The organism is Gluconacetobacter johannae, from assembly GCF_014174305.1.
Classification (GTDB): domain Bacteria; phylum Pseudomonadota; class Alphaproteobacteria; order Acetobacterales; family Acetobacteraceae; genus Gluconacetobacter; species Gluconacetobacter johannae.
Genome location: NZ_JABEQH010000027.1, coordinates 11,855 through 27,763 on the forward strand (window position 1 = coordinate 11,855; position 15,909 = coordinate 27,763).

Here is a 15,909-nt window from a genome sequence, read left to right on the forward strand (position 1 = left end):
ATCCCTGCCCGGTCCGCGACGGACCGTTCCCTCGGCAACAGGAGGCACTCAACAGGCATGCCGGTTTCCCCCGTTTCCAGATCCCCGTCCCCCCGCCCCCTGGGGAAGACCATCCATCGGAGAGCGTGGTCCGGCCTGGTTGCCGCCCTGTTTCTGCTGCTGTCGGCGGGCGCCGGCCCGGCCCTGGCCGCCGACACCGCCCCCACCATGACCGCCCAGCAGGCGCAGCAGGTGCTGGGCGTGCTGAACGATCCGCAGAAGCGGGCCGAATTCACCCGCACCCTGTCGGCTATCGCCGGCAGCCTGCCCGCGTCCCCGGCCGCCGCCAAGCCCGCCGCCACGCCCGCCCCGGCGGACACGTCCGATGACGGGACGCTGGAACCCGACAGCCTGGGCAGCGACATCGTCGGCGAACTGTCGGGCGTGCGCGACGCCACGGTGCGGCAGGCCCGGCAGTTCGCCGGCCTGTTCTCCGACCTGGCCTTCGTCGGCCGCTGGCTGCACAGCGAACTGGCCAGCCCGCAATCGCGCCAGACGCTGTTCGACGCGTTCGGCCGGGCCGGGGCGATCGTGCTGGTAGCCCTGGCCGCCGAACGCGGGCTGTCCATCGCCCTGCGCCGGCCGCTGGCCGCCGTGACCTCGCGCGCGGTCGAGGCCGAGCGGCGCCTGAACCGCCGCGCGACCGAGGCCCCCCACCCCACCGAGGCCGCTCCCGAGACGGCGGCCGAACAGAAGACGCAGGAAACCCGCCAGCAGGACGACCGCAAGCAGCACGAAACCCTGCGTATCATCGGGCGCATCCCCTTCTCGCTGCTGCACCTGCTGATAAAGCTGATCCCGGTCGCGCTGTTCGTGGGCATCGGCTACGCGGGGGCGGCGTTCCTGACGGTCAGCGACCAGGCGGAACTGGTGACGCTGACCCTGACCAACGCCTATGTCATCGCGCGGGGCGCCTATCTGCTGGTCGAGACGGTCTTCGTCCCGAAATCGCCGACCATCCGCCTGTGCAAGGCCTCGGATTCCACCGCCCGCATCGTCATCCGCTGGTGGACCCTTCTGGTCGCGGTGCCGTCCATCATCGTCTGCCTGTCGTCGCTGGGCGCGCTGTTCCACCTGGCCCCGCGCGGAACCCAGGCGATGATCCGCGCCATCGTCCTGGGCGAACATATCCTCATCGCCCTGTTCATCTGGCGGATCCGCCGGCCGGTCGCCGGCGCCCTGCAACCGCCCGAACGGTTCCGGGGGCGGTCGTTCTGGGTTTTCGTCGGGCGGCTGGTGCAGTTCTGGTGGCTGCCGGCGATGGTCTTCGACCTGGCGCTGTGGCTGGTGTGGGCCACGCAGATCCGTGGCGGCTACGCCTGGATCTGGCGCACCATGGCGCTGACCGTCATCGTGATCCTGCTGTCGCGGGTCCTGGCGGTGCTGGCCTTCGGCATGCAGAACCGCCTGTTCCATGTCAGCGACGATGTCGAGGCCCGCTATCCCGGCCTGCAGGCGCGGGCGGATTACTATTATCCCCTGGCGCGGCGCAGCCTGTCGGCGCTGCTGGTCTTCGCCACCGTCGTCATCCTGCTGCAATCCTGGGGGATTCCCACCTTCGCCTTCTTCCTGCACGGCGCGCTGGGCACCCGCATCGTGGCCGCCGTGCTGTCGATCCTGATCGCCTTCACCATCGCCGCGGTGGTGTGGGAAATCGCCAATGCCGCCCTGCAAACCCAGATCACCCGCTTCGAGACGACCGAGCAGGCCTCCCGCGCGATCCGCCTGCGTACCGTCCTGCCGATCATCCGCACCGTGCTGCTGACCTTCATCGTCGTCATCGTCGCGGTGACGACCCTGTCGCAGATCGGCATCAACGTCGCGCCGCTGCTGACCGGCGCCGGCATCCTGGGCGCCGCCATCGCCTTCGGATCGCAGAGCCTGGTCAAGGATTTCATCACCGGCTTCTTCATGCTGGTGGAAAACGCCATGCAGGTCGGCGACTGGGTGACGGCGGGCAGCGTCTCGGGCACGGTCGAACATCTGTCGATCCGCACGCTGCGCCTGCGTACGACGTCGGGCGATGTCCATATCATCCCCTTCTCGTCGGTCACGTCGATCGCCAACACCTCGCGCGACTACAACGTCATCGTCGTGTCCTTCATGCTGGACCTCAGCGAGGACCCCGACCGCGTCGCCGCCATCCTGGCCGACGTCGTGGCGGGCATGCGCGCCGACGACGCCTTCGCCCCGATGATCCTGTCGGACTTCACCTTCCTGGGCGTCGACGCCGCGGACGGCAACGGGGCGAAGTTCCTGGGGTCGATCCGCACGACACCCGGCACCAAATGGAAGGTGTCGCGCGAATATTACCGCCGGCTGGGGCTACGCATGGTCAAGGAGGGCGTGAAATTCCCGGTCCCGACCGCCATTTCCATGATGGCCAATGCCGGGCCCGATCCGCTGCGCGTCCGCCAGGACACGCCCGAACCGCTCCATCCGGACCCCGCCCATGACTGACGTCGCCCCCCTGCCCACCCTCGAACAGGTCGAGGCCCCGTTGCGCGCCGGCGGGTTCGCCTTCCTGCGCGCGCCGGTGATGCGGGCCTTGCTGGAGCCCTGCGGGCTGGCCGACTGGGCCGGCTTCGCCGATAGCTGGAACCGCCTGGGGCTGGACCGCTACATGGCCGATGGTGGACGCTATCGCCGGCGGCGGCATGCGACCTTCACCGTCACCGCCGACGCGACCGAGCGCAAGAAGCACCAGCCCCATTATCAAAGCCGCGACTACAACGAGCTGAATGGCGGGATCGAACGCTGGTTCCGCCCGGTCGAAACCGCCATCGGCGCCCACCCCGCCCTGCTGGCCATCCTGCGCCTGATGCACCGGCTGGTGACCGACCTGACGCCGCCCGCCGGGCGGCCCGACGCCTGGCATGCCGAAATCCATCAGTTCCGCATCGAGGCCCGGCCCGACGAACCGGGCGAGCCGACGCCCGAGGGGCTGCATCGCGACGGTGTCGACTGGGTGCTGGTCCTGATGGTCCGGCGCGAGAACGTGGCCAGCGGCGAGACCTCGATCCACGACCTGCACCGGCGCCAGCTCGGCCATTTCACCCTGGCCGACCCGCTGGACGCGGCGCTGGTCGATGACAACCGGGTCTATCACGGCGTCACCGCCGTCCGGCCGATCGACCCCGCGCGCCCGGCCTATCGCGACGTGCTGGTCGTGACCTTCCGGCACCAGTAGGCCGACGCCACGCCGGCATGCTGTTCAGTACCCAAGGCTTCCTGCTGGGCTTCCTGCCGGCGACGCTGATCCTGTTCCATCTCTGCGCCCGTCGCCGCACGGCCCGGCAGGTGGTGCTGGTGGGCGCCTCGCTGGTCTTCTACGGCATGTGGGACTGGCGCTTCGTCCCGGCGCTGGTCGGGCTGACGCTGGCCAACTGGGGGCTGGGCCGCGCGTGGGGGGCGACGGGACAAAGGGCCTGGCCCGTCGCGGGGCTGGTGCTGAACCTGCTGGTCCTCGGCGCCTTCAAATATGCGAACTTCCTCACCGACAGCATCGCCACCGCCCTGGGGCGGCATCACACGGCCTGGGCCATCGCCCTGCCGCTGGGCGTGTCGTTCTTCGTGTTCCAGAAGATCGCCTATCACGCCGACCTGCTGCGCGGGGCCCGACCGGTACGCAGCGTGCTGGATTTCCTGGAATTCGTCACCTTCTTCCCGCAGCTCATCGCCGGCCCGATCGTCCGGCATTCCGAGATCGTCCCGCAATTCGAAACCGACCCGCACGGCCCCGCCCTGTGGGAAAACCTGTCGCGCGGGTCGATGCTGCTGCTGCTGGGCCTGGCGAAGAAGGTCGCCCTGGCCGACAGCCTGGCGCGGGTCTGCACCCCCCTGTTCGATCAGGCCGCGCAGGGCGCTTCGCTCAACATGGCCCAGGCATGGCTGGCCGCGATATCCTACAGCCTGGAAATCTTCTTCGATTTTTCCGGCTATTCGGACATGGCCATCGGCATGGCGCTGCTGTTCGGCCTGCGCCTGCCGTTCAATTTCGACGCGCCCTATCGCGCGACCAGCATCCGGGCCTTCTGGCAGCGGTGGCACATGACGCTGTCGCGCTTCCTGCGCGACTATCTCTACATCCCGCTGGGCGGCAACCGAAAGGGCATGCCGCGCCAGATCGCCAACCTGGTCGCGACGATGGCCCTGGGCGGGCTGTGGCACGGCGCGGGATGGACGTTCGTGGCCTGGGGCACGCTGCACGGCGCGGCCCTGTCGGTCAACCATGTCTGGCGCCGGACCGGCATCCGGCTGGCCGCGCCGCTGGCCTGGGCCGCGACCATGCTGTTCGTCATCCTGGGCTGGGTCCTGTTCCGCGCCCCCGACATCCCCACCGCGACGCGGATGCTGCGCGCCATGACGGGTCTTCAGGGCGTGGGGCGCGCACCCGTCCACGATGCCGCGGTGTTCTGGATCGCGCTGGCCGTGGCCCTGGTCGGGCCGTCGTCGCAAAATGCGGTATGGCGGATGCGCCCCACCCCGCTGCTGGCCGTGCCGGCGGGCATCGCCTTCGTGCTTCTGCTGCTGCTGATCGGGGGGCGGATTCCGGATGTGTTCATCTATTTCCAGTTCTGACCGGCCCCGTGCCGGCCAGGCAGGGGCCTGGCGGCGCTTCGCCCTGACCTTCGCCGCCGCACTGGCGGGGGCGGGGCTGTTCGTCTTCCTGTTCGTCGCGACGGTCGATCCGTGGGACATGCTGCCCCTGTCGCCACCGCTGCATCGCATCCCGATTTCGACCAACGCGCGCTATACCATGCCGGCGCTGGCCCGCAGCGACCGGTTCGATTCCACCATGATCGGCACCTCGACCGGGCGCCTGCTGCAACCGGCGGTCATGGACGCCCCCTTCGGCGCGCACCTGTCGAACATGGCGATGAACAGCGCCACCCCGTGGGAGCAGGACCGGCTGCTGCGGCTGTTCCTGCGCCACCATGCCGCCCCGCGCGTCGTGCTGATCGGCATCGACGCATCCTGGTGCTTCGCCTCGCCCTATACCATCGCCAGCCCCAACCGGCCGATGCCCGGCTGGATGTACGAGGGCTCGCCCTGGCGCGGCTATGCGGACATGATGAACATGTATGCCGTGCAGGAAGCCGCCAACCAGTTCATGTGGCTGATCGGACACAAGCGCCAGCGCTTCGGCTCGGACGGCTATACCCGCTTCGTGCCGCCCGACGACCAGTACGATCCCCGCCGGGTCGATGCCCAGTTCCGGCGCTGGGACATCGACCGCCGCATGGCGACGGGGCCGGCCGCCCCCCCGCTGTCGATGCCGATGCTGCGCCGGCTGGTCGCCGCCATTCCCGCCGACACCACCAAGATCCTGTGGTTTCCCCCGACGGCGCCCGAAATTCAGGGCGCGCCGGGCAGCGTCGTCGCCGCGATGCGGGATGCCTGCCGCCAGGCCGTGGCCGCCATCGGCCGCGACAGCGCAAATACGCTGGTGATCGATTTCGACATCGCCGGGCCGCTGACGGCCGCGCGCGACAATTTCTGGGACCCCCTCCATTACCGCATGGCCGTGGCGCGGACCATCATGGACGACCTGGCCGCCGCCCGCGCCGGCCACCCCGTCCCCCCGGCCGAGGCGCGAATCCTCGTGCCGCTGACGCACTGACGCCCCGCTTTCGGGCATCGGGCGCCATGCGCCGGGTGGCCTTGCCGATGACCGACCATCTGTTATGGAAGATGATCGTCCCGACGGAGGCCCCGAACCGATTGGAGAGCCTGGTGAACACGACCGATCACGGCCAGCCGGAATGGCGCCTGGATAGCGATGCGTCCGGGACCGTGATCGTCCTGTCCGGGGAATGGATCGCCCAGGATGGCCGCATCCCGCCCTTTCCCGCCGACGGGTTGCGCCAGGTGAAAAAGGGGCAGGGCATCGCCTTCCGGACCGACTCCCTGGGGCGATGGGACACCGCACTCATCAGCTTCCTGTGGGACGTGAAACAGCAGGCGACCCGCGCGGGGCTGGACCTGCGCGCCGACACGCTGCCGGACTCGGCGCGCAAGCTGCTGGACCTGCTGCCGGAACAGGCCGCGCCGCCACCACCCCCGCCGCATCGTCGCTTCGCGCCCGTCACGGCCATCGGCGCCCACACCCTCGACAGCCTGACCGAGATCGGGACCGTCACCGAACTGGGGGCCGAGACCGCGCGCGGCGCCCTGGCGGCGGCCACCGGTCGCGGCCGGATGCGGATGACGGACCTGATGTCCAACGTCCGCGACGCCGGGCCGTCGGCGCTGCTGATCGTCGGCATCGTCAATTTCCTGGTCGGCGCCATCCTGGCCTTCGTCGGCGCGGTGCAGCTCCATAAATTCGCCGCCGATATCTATGTCGCCAGCCTGGTCGGCATCGCCGTGGTGCGCGAGATGTCGGCCGTCATGACCGCGATCATCATGGCGGGGCGCACCGGCGGCGCCTATGCCGCGCGCATCGCCACCATGCAGGGCAACGAGGAAATCGACGCCCTGACCGTCTTCGGCATTCCGGTGTCCACCTACCTGATCCTGCCGTCGATCCTGTCGCTGATCCTGACCATGCCCTTCCTGTACCTGTATGGCTGCCTGATCGGCATACTGGGCGGGTTCTGCGTCGCGATCGGCATGCTGACGGTAACCGGCGCGGGCTATTTCCACCAGACGATCAATGCCATCGCGCTGAACCAGTTCGAATTGGGCTTCATCAAGAGCATCTTCTTCGCCGCCCTGATCGGCCTGACCAGTTGCCGCATCGGCCTGCGGGCCGGACGCAGCGCGGCCGATGTCGGCATAGCGGCGACACGTGCGGTGGTGGTCGGCATCGTCGGCGTCATCGCGCTGGATGCGATCTTCGCCGTCATCGCCAACACGCTGGGGATCTGAGGCATGAGCGACATGCCCCCTGGCGGCGCGAACCGCGAAACCCTGATGTCGCTGCAGGATATCACGCTGGCGTTCGGGTCGAAGATCATCCAGCAGAACGTGTCCTTCGACGTCCGGCGCGGCAGCATCTTCGCCGTCATGGGCGGGTCGGGCTGCGGCAAGAGCACCATCCTGAAAAGCATGATCGGCCTGCTGCGCCCGCGCCAGGGCCGGTACCTGGTCGGCGGCGACGAATACTGGCAGGGCGACGACGCCCACCGCGTGGCGGTCAACCGCCGCTTCGGCGTGCTGTTCCAGAGCGCCGCGCTGTGGAGTTCGCTGACGGTGGGCGAGAACGTGGCCCTGCCGATGCAGATGTTCACGAAGCTCGACCCCGCCGCCATCCGCCGCCTGGTGGAGCTGAAGCTGGGCCTGGTGGACATGCTGCATGCCATCGACCAGTACCCCTCCGAACTCAGCGGCGGGATGAAGAAGCGCGCGGGGCTGGCGCGGGCCATGGCGCTGGACCCCGACATCCTGTTCTTCGACGAGCCCTCGGCCGGGCTGGACCCGATCACCTCGGCCCGGCTGGACGACCTGATCGTGAACCTGCGCGACGGGCTGGGGGCGACGATCGTCATCGTCAGCCACGAACTGCCCAGCCTGTTCGCCATTGCCGACGACGGCATCTTCCTCGACGCGCAGACCAGAACGCCGATCGCCCGGGGCGCGCCCTCCTGGCTGCGCGATCATTGCGACGATCCGCAGGTCCACGCCTTCATGCACCGCGAACGCCCCGAAACCCCGTCCGGGAGGACCGACTGACCCATGGCAAACAGACAGACAGCCGTCGGCGCGTTCGTCGTCGGAGGCGTGGCGCTGGGGATGGCGGCCCTGCTGTTCTTCGGTAATTTCCACTTTTTCGCCGGCACCCGACAGGCCGTGGTGATCTTCCAGGGATCGACCTCCGGCCTGACGGTGGGCGCGCCGGTTACGTTCCGGGGCGTGCGCGTCGGCGCGGTGGACGAGATTTCGATCACCTTCGACCCCAAGGCCCATGCCGCCTTCATCCCGGTCACGATCGAATTGCAGCCCGGCAAGGTGATGCTGAGCGGCGCGGACCACGGCCATCGCCCCCTGCTCCTGCAGGACCTGATCGACCATGGGCTGCGGGCGTCGCTGAACCTGCAGAGCTTCGTGACCGGACAATCGGAAATCGACCTGGATTTCGATCCGGCGTCCCCCGCGATGCTGCATCCCGACATCGCGACGATGACCGAAATTCCCACCCGGCAATCCGCCATCCAGAAGGTCCAGGAAACCCTGACCCAGTTGCCGCTGAAGGAACTGGCCGACAACGCCAATATCGCGTTGCAGAGCATCCGCCAGTTGTCCGAGCGGCTGGACCGCGACCTGCCGCCGCTGGTCGACAGCGTGAAGCAGACGTCGGACCATTCGCGGACCGCCGTCGACGCCGCCGCCCGCGCCATCGACGACCTGCAACGGCGCCTGGATACGACCCTGACCGGCATCGACACCCTGGCCTCCACCGGCACGCGCCAGCTTGACGCCCGGGGCGCCGACCTGCACGCGCTGCTGGTCAGTTCGGACCAGACGGTGATCCAGGCGCGCGAGGCGCTGGCCGGCGTGCGCGACATGATTTCGCCGCGTTCGGCCGACCGCGCCAACATCGACTCCACCCTGCGCGACCTGTCGGCCGCCGCCGCCGCCCTGCGCGGCTTCGCCAGCGACGTCGAGCGCAATCCGCAACTTCTGCTGATGGGACGTCGCCCATGATGACCCGCCCCCCTTCCCGCCCGTCGCGTCCCACCCATGCGGCCCGCATGGCGCTGTCCGCGCTGCTGCCGATGCTGGTGCTGGCGGGCTGCGCGTCGCCGCCGGTGCGCTTCTACACGCTGGGGGCGCCGGCGATCGCGACCGGCGCGGTGCCCGTCACCGCGTCCCCGCTCGCCACCGCCACCCCGGTCGTCGAGGTCGGGCGGATCGTCCTGCCGGATTACCTGGACGGGCAGGACATCGTGGTCCGCGCCGGCAACCAGATCGAACGCAGCGCCGGCGGCCGATGGGCCAGCCGCTTGTCGGTGGGGGCCACCGACCTGATTACCGCGCGCCTGGCGCAGGCCCGGACGGACCTGTTCGTCACCGACCAGCCCCAGCCCCTGCCGGCGACATGGCGCCTGACGGTGAATATCAGCCGGCTGGACGTGACGCGCGACGGCGCGGCGGCGCTGGACGCCGACTGGTCGATCATCCCGCACGACCCGCACCTGCCCATCCTGCGTAGCCGCGCCAGCCTCACGCAGTCGGGCTCCGCCGCCACCGACGGCGCGGTGGCGACCCTGACGCAGGCGCTGCTGGACAAGCTGGCCGACCGGATCGTGGCCGGCTGGCCCAAAGGATAAGCTTTCGGGGCATCAGGCCGATCGACAAAGGCAAGGGCCGAGGCCCTTGCCGGGTTCGGGCAGCGCCCGACCTTCCTACGGCGCAGCAGGCGCCGCTTCGGGCACGTGCGTGGCATAGCGGTCCCAGTTGCGGGACAGTTCGCGCACCACCACGCTGCCGACCTGATAGGCCGCGACGACCGATGGCAGGTAGCCGGAATAGCCGCCCTCGCTCGCCTCGGACTTCAGCAGGTCGGCCGCCGTCTGGCCCGGCGGCGGCATGTCGAAATTGCTGGCGGTCCGCAGCAGCAGCACGCGGTTCAGATCCACGCGCCCGGCCTGCGCCTGCAAGGACAGCGCCTGCATGAAGCCGACATCCTCCTCGGCCGTGGTGGCGAAAACGCCCTTGCCCTCGGTCCAGTAGCGCACCCAGCGCTCGGCCCAGTCATTCATCCGGGCGCCGACCCAGAAGGTCTCGCCCGACAGCGTATCGCCCAGCAGGACCGACGGGGGCGCCTGCGCGGGGACGAAGCCCTTGTACCGCGCGCGGATCGCCTTCAGCGCCGTGGTGTCCTCCAGCGGCAGCGAGCGCGTCAGGGCATAGGCCCAGCCGACCAGCCCCGGATTGAGCGTATAGGCCATGTCGCCCGACAGGGAATGCAGCGGCGGCACCGGCCGTTCGTCCGGGCGGCTGCCCTGCACGGGCGTATAGCCGTCGGGCCAGTCCGCCGGGATTTCACGCGCGTCGATCGCATGAGCCAGCCCCCCGTTGATGACGCGCGGCGCCCAGACCGCCGAGCCGACCGACCCGAATTTCGGGTCGATCCCGGCAATGCCCGCCAGCACGAAATAGGCCTGGCGCAGGTCGAAGCGCGGGTCGAGGACCAGGGCGGTGATGGCCGAGGCCATATGTTCCGGCCCTTCGCCGCTGGCGATGCCCAGCACCTGCAGGTCGGGGTTGTAGCGCATCACGCCATGCCAGGTGCCGGGGGCCGGCAGTTCCTGCTTCAGCGGCAGCTTCTCGACCCACGTCTGGAATTCGCCCGGCATGTCGCCGGTGTCCTTGCCGATCTCGAACGTGGTCACGACGACCACCCGCACCGGGATCGGCGCGGTGGCGGCGGCGGTGGCGGCCGCGCGCGCCGGGGCCGGGGCCATCAGGCCGGCCGCGATCCCGGCCCCCATCACGCAGGCCCCCATCATGCCTGTCAGGCGCACTGTCAGTTTCATCCGTTCCCCTCTTGCCGACCGGTCGCGGCCCCCCGGCCGCCCTCGCCGATCAGTCCGATCTCGAAATCATGAAGCCGCCGCTCCAGCTCCCATTGCAGGCGCGCCTTGTCGCTGCGGGCCAGCAGGTCGTGGCAGGCGCCCCGCGCCGGAGCCGGCCCGGCGGGCACGGCGGCGCAGGCCGCGACCATGCGGTAGGGCGCGGTGCTGCGCCACAGGCTGTCGCCCGGCACGAACGCATATTCCAGCCCGGCGCGCGACAGGTCGCGCAGCGCCCCGTACTCCAGCGCATAGGTCGTCGCCGCGCGTTCGTATTCCCGCGTCAGGTCGATGCGCGACACGCCCTCGTCATCCGTCGACAGGGCCACCGGAACGCCGGCGGCGCGATAGGCGGTGAAGGGATGGGCCGCGCCGGCGACGCCCAGGATGACGTCGTTGCTGGTCAGGTTGATTTCCACCATCACCCGGCGGCGCGCCATCTCGGCCATCAGCCCGTCCGGGTCGTCCTCATGCTCGATATCGACGCCATGGCCGATCCGCCGCGCCCCCGCGACCTCGACCGCCTCGCGGATATGGCCGCGCAGCCCCTCGGGCGGGACCAGCCCCGGCGCCAGCTCCCCGGCATGCAGCGACAGCTTCACCTGCGGGTCGCGACGGGCCAGCCAGCCGAACATACGCATGTGCAGGCTGTAGTCGCGCATGGCCACGGCATCGTCCTCGGGCGCCACGATGTTCACGCCCACGAAACGCGGATCGGCCTTGACCAGCGCATAGCCGAAATCGAGCTGCGGGAAGACCATGGCCGGCGGCATGGTGCGGACCGTCTGGTACAGGTAGCGCACCGCAACGCCGCACCCCGGCCGCGCCTGGGCGGTGCCGCAGCGCAGCACGTCGCGCATGCGCCCCTCCATCGCGTCCACCTCCTGCCGGGCCGCGGCCACCAGCGCGGGCAGCGCCGGCGCCATCGCCTGGTCGGCGGCGGCGAACCCCTCGTCGTGCAGCGGGTACTTCAGGCCCAGCCGCGCCACCGGCAGCAGTTGCGGCGAGACCATCAGTTCCAGATACAGGACATGGTCGCCCGCCGCATGGGTCACGGCCTCGGCCAGCATGTCGCCGCCATGCGTGGCCTCGACCGGCATGAAGCGCGCGAAGGTCGCGAAGAAATGGTCATGCCCCGACCGGTCATCCGCCGTGGGCACGAAATCGCGCATCGACAGCGCGTCGATCATCCGCGCCCGGTCGTCGGGGCGGGCGGCAAGGTCGCCGGCCGGCACCTGTCCGGGCGCGGGCGCCGGCGCGCAGGGGCCGGACAGGACGCGCCCCTGGCCGGGGGCCACGCACAGGCCGTCCCGCGCCGCCCAGTCCAGCAGGCTTTCGGCATAGATCGCCCCGGCCAGATGGTTGTGCAGGTCCGCCCCCTTGGGCATGGCGCGCAGCACGACCGCCAGGCGGTCGGGGTCGTGGCGGATGTGCTCGAAGGCCATATCCGCCGGGTCCGGCGCTGCAGCGGCGGGCATGACGGCCCAGGGCAGGAAGGCGAGGCCCCCGGCCAGGGCGCAGGCGACGGCGATTCGTGACATGCGGCCATGGTGGAGCGATCGATTCCAAAACGCAACAGGGCCCCGGGGGATCAGCAGTCGGGGGCCGCGTCCGGCCCGATGGGCCGGAAACGGGGCACACCCTCCACGTCCTCGACCCACATCGACAGGGGACGGACCCAGTAATCGCCCCCGGCCTCGCTGCGATAGGTGACCAGCCATTCCTCGGTCTCGGAATGGCGGCCGACGCACAGCAGGGTGTAAAGCCCGCCCTTGTAGTGCCGGTACAGCCCCGGCCGCGTCCTGTCGTCGGTTGCGGTCATGCGTCGTTTCCCCCCGTGATGCGTTGCCTGTTGCGTCTCGCCCCCCGCGCCGGCCGGGGCTATCATCGCGACGGCCGTGCCACGGCGGCCGGCACGAACCGACGGAACTTCATCGCATGAACCGCCTGCCCCGTCATATGCTTGCCCTTCTCCTCGTGACGGCGGCGTCGGCCCTGGACCGGCCCGCCGGGGCGGCGCCCGCCCAACACCCATCCCACACCGCCCTTCCCGATGGTCCGGTCGTGCTGACGCAGCAGCCGGGCACGGCCCTGGACCAGACGGCGCGCCGGCTCAATGCCGGCGACCTCGCGGCGGCGGCCAAGCGCGGCGACACGCCGGTGGTGCTGGTGGGCTCCGCGCCGCTTTCGACCCGGCCGGGGGAAACGGCGCTGTTCGTGCAGTTGCAATCCGCCGCCCTGTGCGGGTCCGCCGGATGCGCCACGTCGGTCTACCTGCAAAAGGGCCATGGCGAGTGGAGCAAGGTGCTGGATTCGGTCAGCGGCCCGGTCTCGCTGTCGCGCCGGACCCACGGCGGCATGCACGACCTGGTCATCAACGGGACCGATCGCTGGGTCTGGAACGGCCACGCCTATCGCGACACCATGCCGGCCCCGCCGATGGACGATCTGCGCCGCTCGATCGAACGCTACCAGGCGCAGCATCCGAAACCGCACTGACGGGATGGGCGTGGAGCGGGTGAAGGGAATCGAACCCTCGTATGCAGCTTGGGAAGCTGCCGTTCTACCATTGAACTACACCCGCGGCGCTGACGCCCTATAGCCCAGCGTCGCGGGCGATGCAATCCGTCCAGGCGGGCCGCAGGCAGGCAGGCCGCGCCGGACGCGATGGTTGACGACGCCCGCCCAGATCCGCAATAACCCTGTCGTCCGGCGTACCTTGCGGTTTGTCCGGGCCCTCGTGATTTGATCGGCCGGCTTGCGACGAGGTTAAACAGACGCGCTAAAGAGGCCTGACTCCGCCACAATCCCGGGGGCGTCACGGTTTCCACGGTCGGATAGCCGCGTCGGGGTGGGCCGGAAGGCCACAGCCTCGGCACTTCTGACGATTCTGTTCCGGGAGCTCCTGATGAGCAACGACCCCACCGACACCGCCTACCGTCCCGCGACGCGCCTTCTGCACGCCGGCATCGAGCGCACCCCCTTCGGCGAGACCAGCGAGGCGATGTTCCTGACGTCGGGTTTCGTCTACGACAATGCGGAGCAGGCCGAGGCGACCTTTACCGGCGATGTCGTCCATTACCAGTACAGCCGTTTCGGCAACCCCACGGTCGCGGCGCTGGAACGGCGCCTGGCGGACCTGGAGGGGGCCGAGGCCTGCATCGCGACCTCGACCGGCATGGGCGCGGTGTCGTCCGCCCTGCTGTCGCACGTCAAGGCCGGCGACCGGGTGGTGGCGTCGCGCGCCCTGTTCGGGTCCTGTCACTGGATCGTCGCCAACCTGCTGCCGCGCTACGGGGTCGAGACGGTGTTCGTCGATGGTGGCGACCTGGCCGGGTGGGCGGCCGCGCTGTCCCGGCCCACGGCCGCCGTGCTGCTGGAAAGCCCGTCGAACCCGATGCTGGAAATCCTGGACATCCGCGCCATCGCCGACCTGGCGCACAAGGCCGGGGCCATTGTCGTGGTCGACAACGTCTTCGCCACCCCGCTGCTGCAGAAGCCGCTGGAACTGGGGGCCGACGTCGTCGTCTATTCCTGCACCAAGCATATCGACGGCCAGGGCCGCGTGCTGGGCGGCGCGGTGCTGGGCCGCCAGGACTGGATCGCCAACACCCTGCAGCCGTTCACGCGCAACACCGGCAACGCGCTGTCGCCCTTCAACGCCTGGGTCATGCTCAAGGGGCTGGAGACACTGACCCTGCGCGTCCGCGCGATGACCGAAAACGCCGCCGCCGTCGCCGATTACCTGGCCGGGGCCGAGGGGGTCACGCGGGTGTTCTATCCCGGCCGGCCGGACCATCCGCAATACGAACTGGCGCAACGCCAGATGACGGGCGGATCGACCCTGGTCGCCTTCGAGGTCGCGGGCGGCAAGGCCGGGGCGTTCGCCTTCATGAACGCCCTGCGGCTGATCGCGATTTCCAACAACCTGGGCGACGCGCGGTCGATGGTCACCCATCCCGCCACCACCACCCACATGAAGATCAGCCCCGAGGACCGCGCCCAGCTTGGCATCACCGACGGCGTCATCCGCTTTTCGGTCGGGCTGGAAGACGCCGAGGACCTGAAGAACGACCTGGCCCGCGGCGTCGTCGCCCTCGGGCTTCGCTGACGCCCGCAGGCAGGAACCCGCCATGGCCAACGACAGACCGCCTCCCCCCCGGATGGATCCCGACCCGGACGCCGTGCTGTCCGAGGCCATGGAAAACGCGCCGTGCTACGACGCGACGACCGACGCGATCCGCGTGACCGTCCGCACGTTCTGGCTGGACGACCAGTCCCAGCCGGACGCGCACCGCTTCACCTGGGCCTATCGCATCCGGATCGAGAATCACGGCGCCGAGACGGTCCAGCTTCTGCGCCGCACCTGGGACATCACCGACGGCTCGGGCCGGATCGAGCATGTCCATGGCGACGGCGTGGTCGGCGAACAGCCGGTCCTGGAACCCAGCCAGGCGTTCGAATATACCTCGGGGGTGGCGTTGCAGACGCCCACCGGCTTCATGCGCGGGCTGTACCACATGATCCGCCCGCACACGCACCAGCAGTTCGACGTCCAGATCCCGCCCTTCAGCCTGGACTGTCCGTATCACCCAGCGATCATCCACTGACGCCCCTTCTCGCCCCTTCCATCTGACCCGCGCGCCTGTTCCCGGATGTTTTCGGGCGGCCGCCTTCCCGGCAAGACACAGTAATGACCTCCTCCGATACGTCCCCCCTGCCCCGTCCCTCGCGCGAGGAGGCGGAAGACGCGATCCGCACCCTGTTGCGCTGGGCCGGCGAGGACCCGTCGCGCGAGGGGCTGCTGGACACGCCCGGCCGCGTCGTGCGGTCGTACGAGGAATTCTTCCAGGGCTACGGCGACGACCCGGCCGCCATGCTGTCGCGCACCTTCGCGGAAGTGGAGGATTATGACGAGATCGTCCTGCTGCGCGACATCCGCTTCGAAAGCCATTGCGAACACCACATGGTGCCGATCATCGGCGTGGCCCATGTCGCCTACCTGCCCCGCACCCGCGTCGTGGGCATCTCCAAGCTGGCGCGGGTGGTCGAGACCTATTCCCGCCGGCTCCAGATCCAGGAACGGCTGACGGCGCAGATCGCCAACACGATCAACGACGTCCTGCAACCGCACGGCGTCGCGGTCATCGTCGAGGCCGGACATCAATGCATGACGACGCGCGGCGTGCATCGCCCGGGCGTGTCGATGGTGACCAGCCGCATGCTGGGCGTGTTCCGCAGCAATTCGGACACCCGGCGCGAACTGATGGCGATGCTCAACCGCCCGTCGGTCGCCAACGCCCACATCTAGGCCGTCACGACGCCGGGCAAAGCCGGGATCGTCGCGTTT

15 protein-coding genes, 1 tRNA gene and 1 riboswitch are annotated in these 15,909 nt (G+C 69.7%); of the genes, 12 read left to right on the forward strand and 4 right to left on the reverse strand.

What is annotated here, in order from left to right:
• Positions 1-57 precede the first annotated feature (57 nt).
• From HLH21_RS15705 to HLH21_RS15740, 8 genes are all read left to right on the forward strand, one after another.
• Positions 58-2,499 (forward strand): mechanosensitive ion channel domain-containing protein, encoded by a 2,442-nt coding sequence (locus HLH21_RS15705; protein WP_182944701.1) that lies wholly within the window; start codon positions 58-60, stop codon positions 2,497-2,499.
• Positions 2,492-3,229 (forward strand): 2OG-Fe dioxygenase family protein, encoded by a 738-nt coding sequence (locus HLH21_RS15710; protein WP_182944702.1) that lies wholly within the window; start codon positions 2,492-2,494, stop codon positions 3,227-3,229. The genes HLH21_RS15705 and HLH21_RS15710 overlap by 8 nt, the downstream gene beginning before the upstream one ends.
• A 17-nt stretch (positions 3,230-3,246) precedes the next feature.
• Complete coding sequence (locus HLH21_RS15715) at positions 3,247-4,620, forward strand: MBOAT family O-acyltransferase (protein WP_182944703.1); 1,374 nt, start codon at positions 3,247-3,249, stop codon at positions 4,618-4,620.
• Positions 4,595-5,662 (forward strand): hypothetical protein, encoded by a 1,068-nt coding sequence (locus tag HLH21_RS15720; RefSeq protein ID WP_182944704.1) that lies wholly within the window; start codon positions 4,595-4,597, stop codon positions 5,660-5,662. The genes HLH21_RS15715 and HLH21_RS15720 overlap by 26 nt, the downstream gene beginning before the upstream one ends.
• Before the next feature lie 113 nt (positions 5,663-5,775).
• Entirely contained in the window at positions 5,776-6,912 is a 1,137-nt protein-coding gene (locus HLH21_RS15725) for an ABC transporter permease (RefSeq protein WP_264811595.1), read from the forward strand.
• A 3-nt stretch (positions 6,913-6,915) separates the two neighbouring features.
• Positions 6,916-7,716, forward strand: a complete 801-nt coding sequence (locus HLH21_RS15730; protein ID WP_246379873.1) for an ABC transporter ATP-binding protein — start codon at positions 6,916-6,918, stop codon at positions 7,714-7,716.
• A gap of 3 nt (positions 7,717-7,719) precedes the next feature.
• A complete protein-coding gene (locus tag HLH21_RS15735; RefSeq protein ID WP_182944705.1) occupies positions 7,720-8,688 on the forward strand; it encodes an MlaD family protein in 969 nt (322 codons plus the stop codon).
• A complete protein-coding gene (locus HLH21_RS15740; protein WP_182944706.1) occupies positions 8,685-9,314 on the forward strand; it encodes a PqiC family protein in 630 nt (209 codons plus the stop codon). Before HLH21_RS15735 ends, HLH21_RS15740 begins: the two co-directional genes overlap by 4 nt.
• Positions 9,315-9,389: 75 nt before the next feature.
• Here the strand turns inward: HLH21_RS15740 and HLH21_RS15745 are convergent, their stop codons facing one another.
• The 3 genes from HLH21_RS15745 to HLH21_RS15755 all read right to left on the reverse strand — a co-directional run bounded on the left by HLH21_RS15745 (position 9,390) and on the right by HLH21_RS15755 (position 12,381).
• Positions 9,390-10,451 (reverse strand): purine nucleoside permease, encoded by a 1,062-nt coding sequence (locus tag HLH21_RS15745; RefSeq protein ID WP_246379881.1) that lies wholly within the window; start codon positions 10,449-10,451, stop codon positions 9,390-9,392.
• 68 nt (positions 10,452-10,519) lie between these two features.
• The gene (locus HLH21_RS15750) at positions 10,520-12,100 is read right to left on the reverse strand and encodes an adenosine deaminase family protein (RefSeq protein WP_182944707.1); all 1,581 of its coding nucleotides are present in this window, start codon (positions 12,098-12,100) and stop codon (positions 10,520-10,522) included.
• A 50-nt stretch (positions 12,101-12,150) separates the two neighbouring features.
• Positions 12,151-12,381 (reverse strand): DUF1653 domain-containing protein, encoded by a 231-nt coding sequence (locus HLH21_RS15755; protein ID WP_246379875.1) that lies wholly within the window; start codon positions 12,379-12,381, stop codon positions 12,151-12,153.
• A 116-nt stretch (positions 12,382-12,497) separates the two neighbouring features.
• Between HLH21_RS15755 and HLH21_RS15760 the strand changes: the two genes are divergently transcribed.
• Positions 12,498-13,058, forward strand: coding sequence for a hypothetical protein (locus HLH21_RS15760; RefSeq protein WP_182944709.1), 561 nt, complete (start codon positions 12,498-12,500; stop codon positions 13,056-13,058).
• An 11-nt stretch (positions 13,059-13,069) separates the two neighbouring features.
• Here the strand turns inward: HLH21_RS15760 and HLH21_RS15765 are convergent.
• Positions 13,070-13,143 (reverse strand) — tRNA-Gly (locus HLH21_RS15765).
• 143 nt (positions 13,144-13,286) lie between these two features.
• Positions 13,287-13,366, forward strand: a riboswitch (SAM riboswitch).
• A 101-nt stretch (positions 13,367-13,467) separates the two neighbouring features.
• On the opposite strand from HLH21_RS15765, the gene metZ reads away from it, so the two are divergent.
• The 3 genes from metZ to folE all read left to right on the forward strand — a co-directional run bounded on the left by metZ (position 13,468) and on the right by folE (position 15,870).
• On the forward strand, positions 13,468-14,670 hold the full coding sequence (metZ, locus tag HLH21_RS15770; RefSeq protein WP_182944710.1) for an O-succinylhomoserine sulfhydrylase: 1,203 nt from the start codon (positions 13,468-13,470) through the stop codon (positions 14,668-14,670).
• Between the two features lie 88 nt (positions 14,671-14,758).
• Positions 14,759-15,169, forward strand: coding sequence for a Co2+/Mg2+ efflux protein ApaG (gene apaG, locus HLH21_RS15775; protein ID WP_373319560.1), 411 nt, complete (start codon positions 14,759-14,761; stop codon positions 15,167-15,169).
• 83 nt (positions 15,170-15,252) lie between these two features.
• Positions 15,253-15,870, forward strand: a complete 618-nt coding sequence (gene folE, locus HLH21_RS15780; RefSeq protein ID WP_182944712.1) for a GTP cyclohydrolase I FolE — start codon at positions 15,253-15,255, stop codon at positions 15,868-15,870.
• The last annotated feature ends 39 nt before the right edge of the window (positions 15,871-15,909 follow it).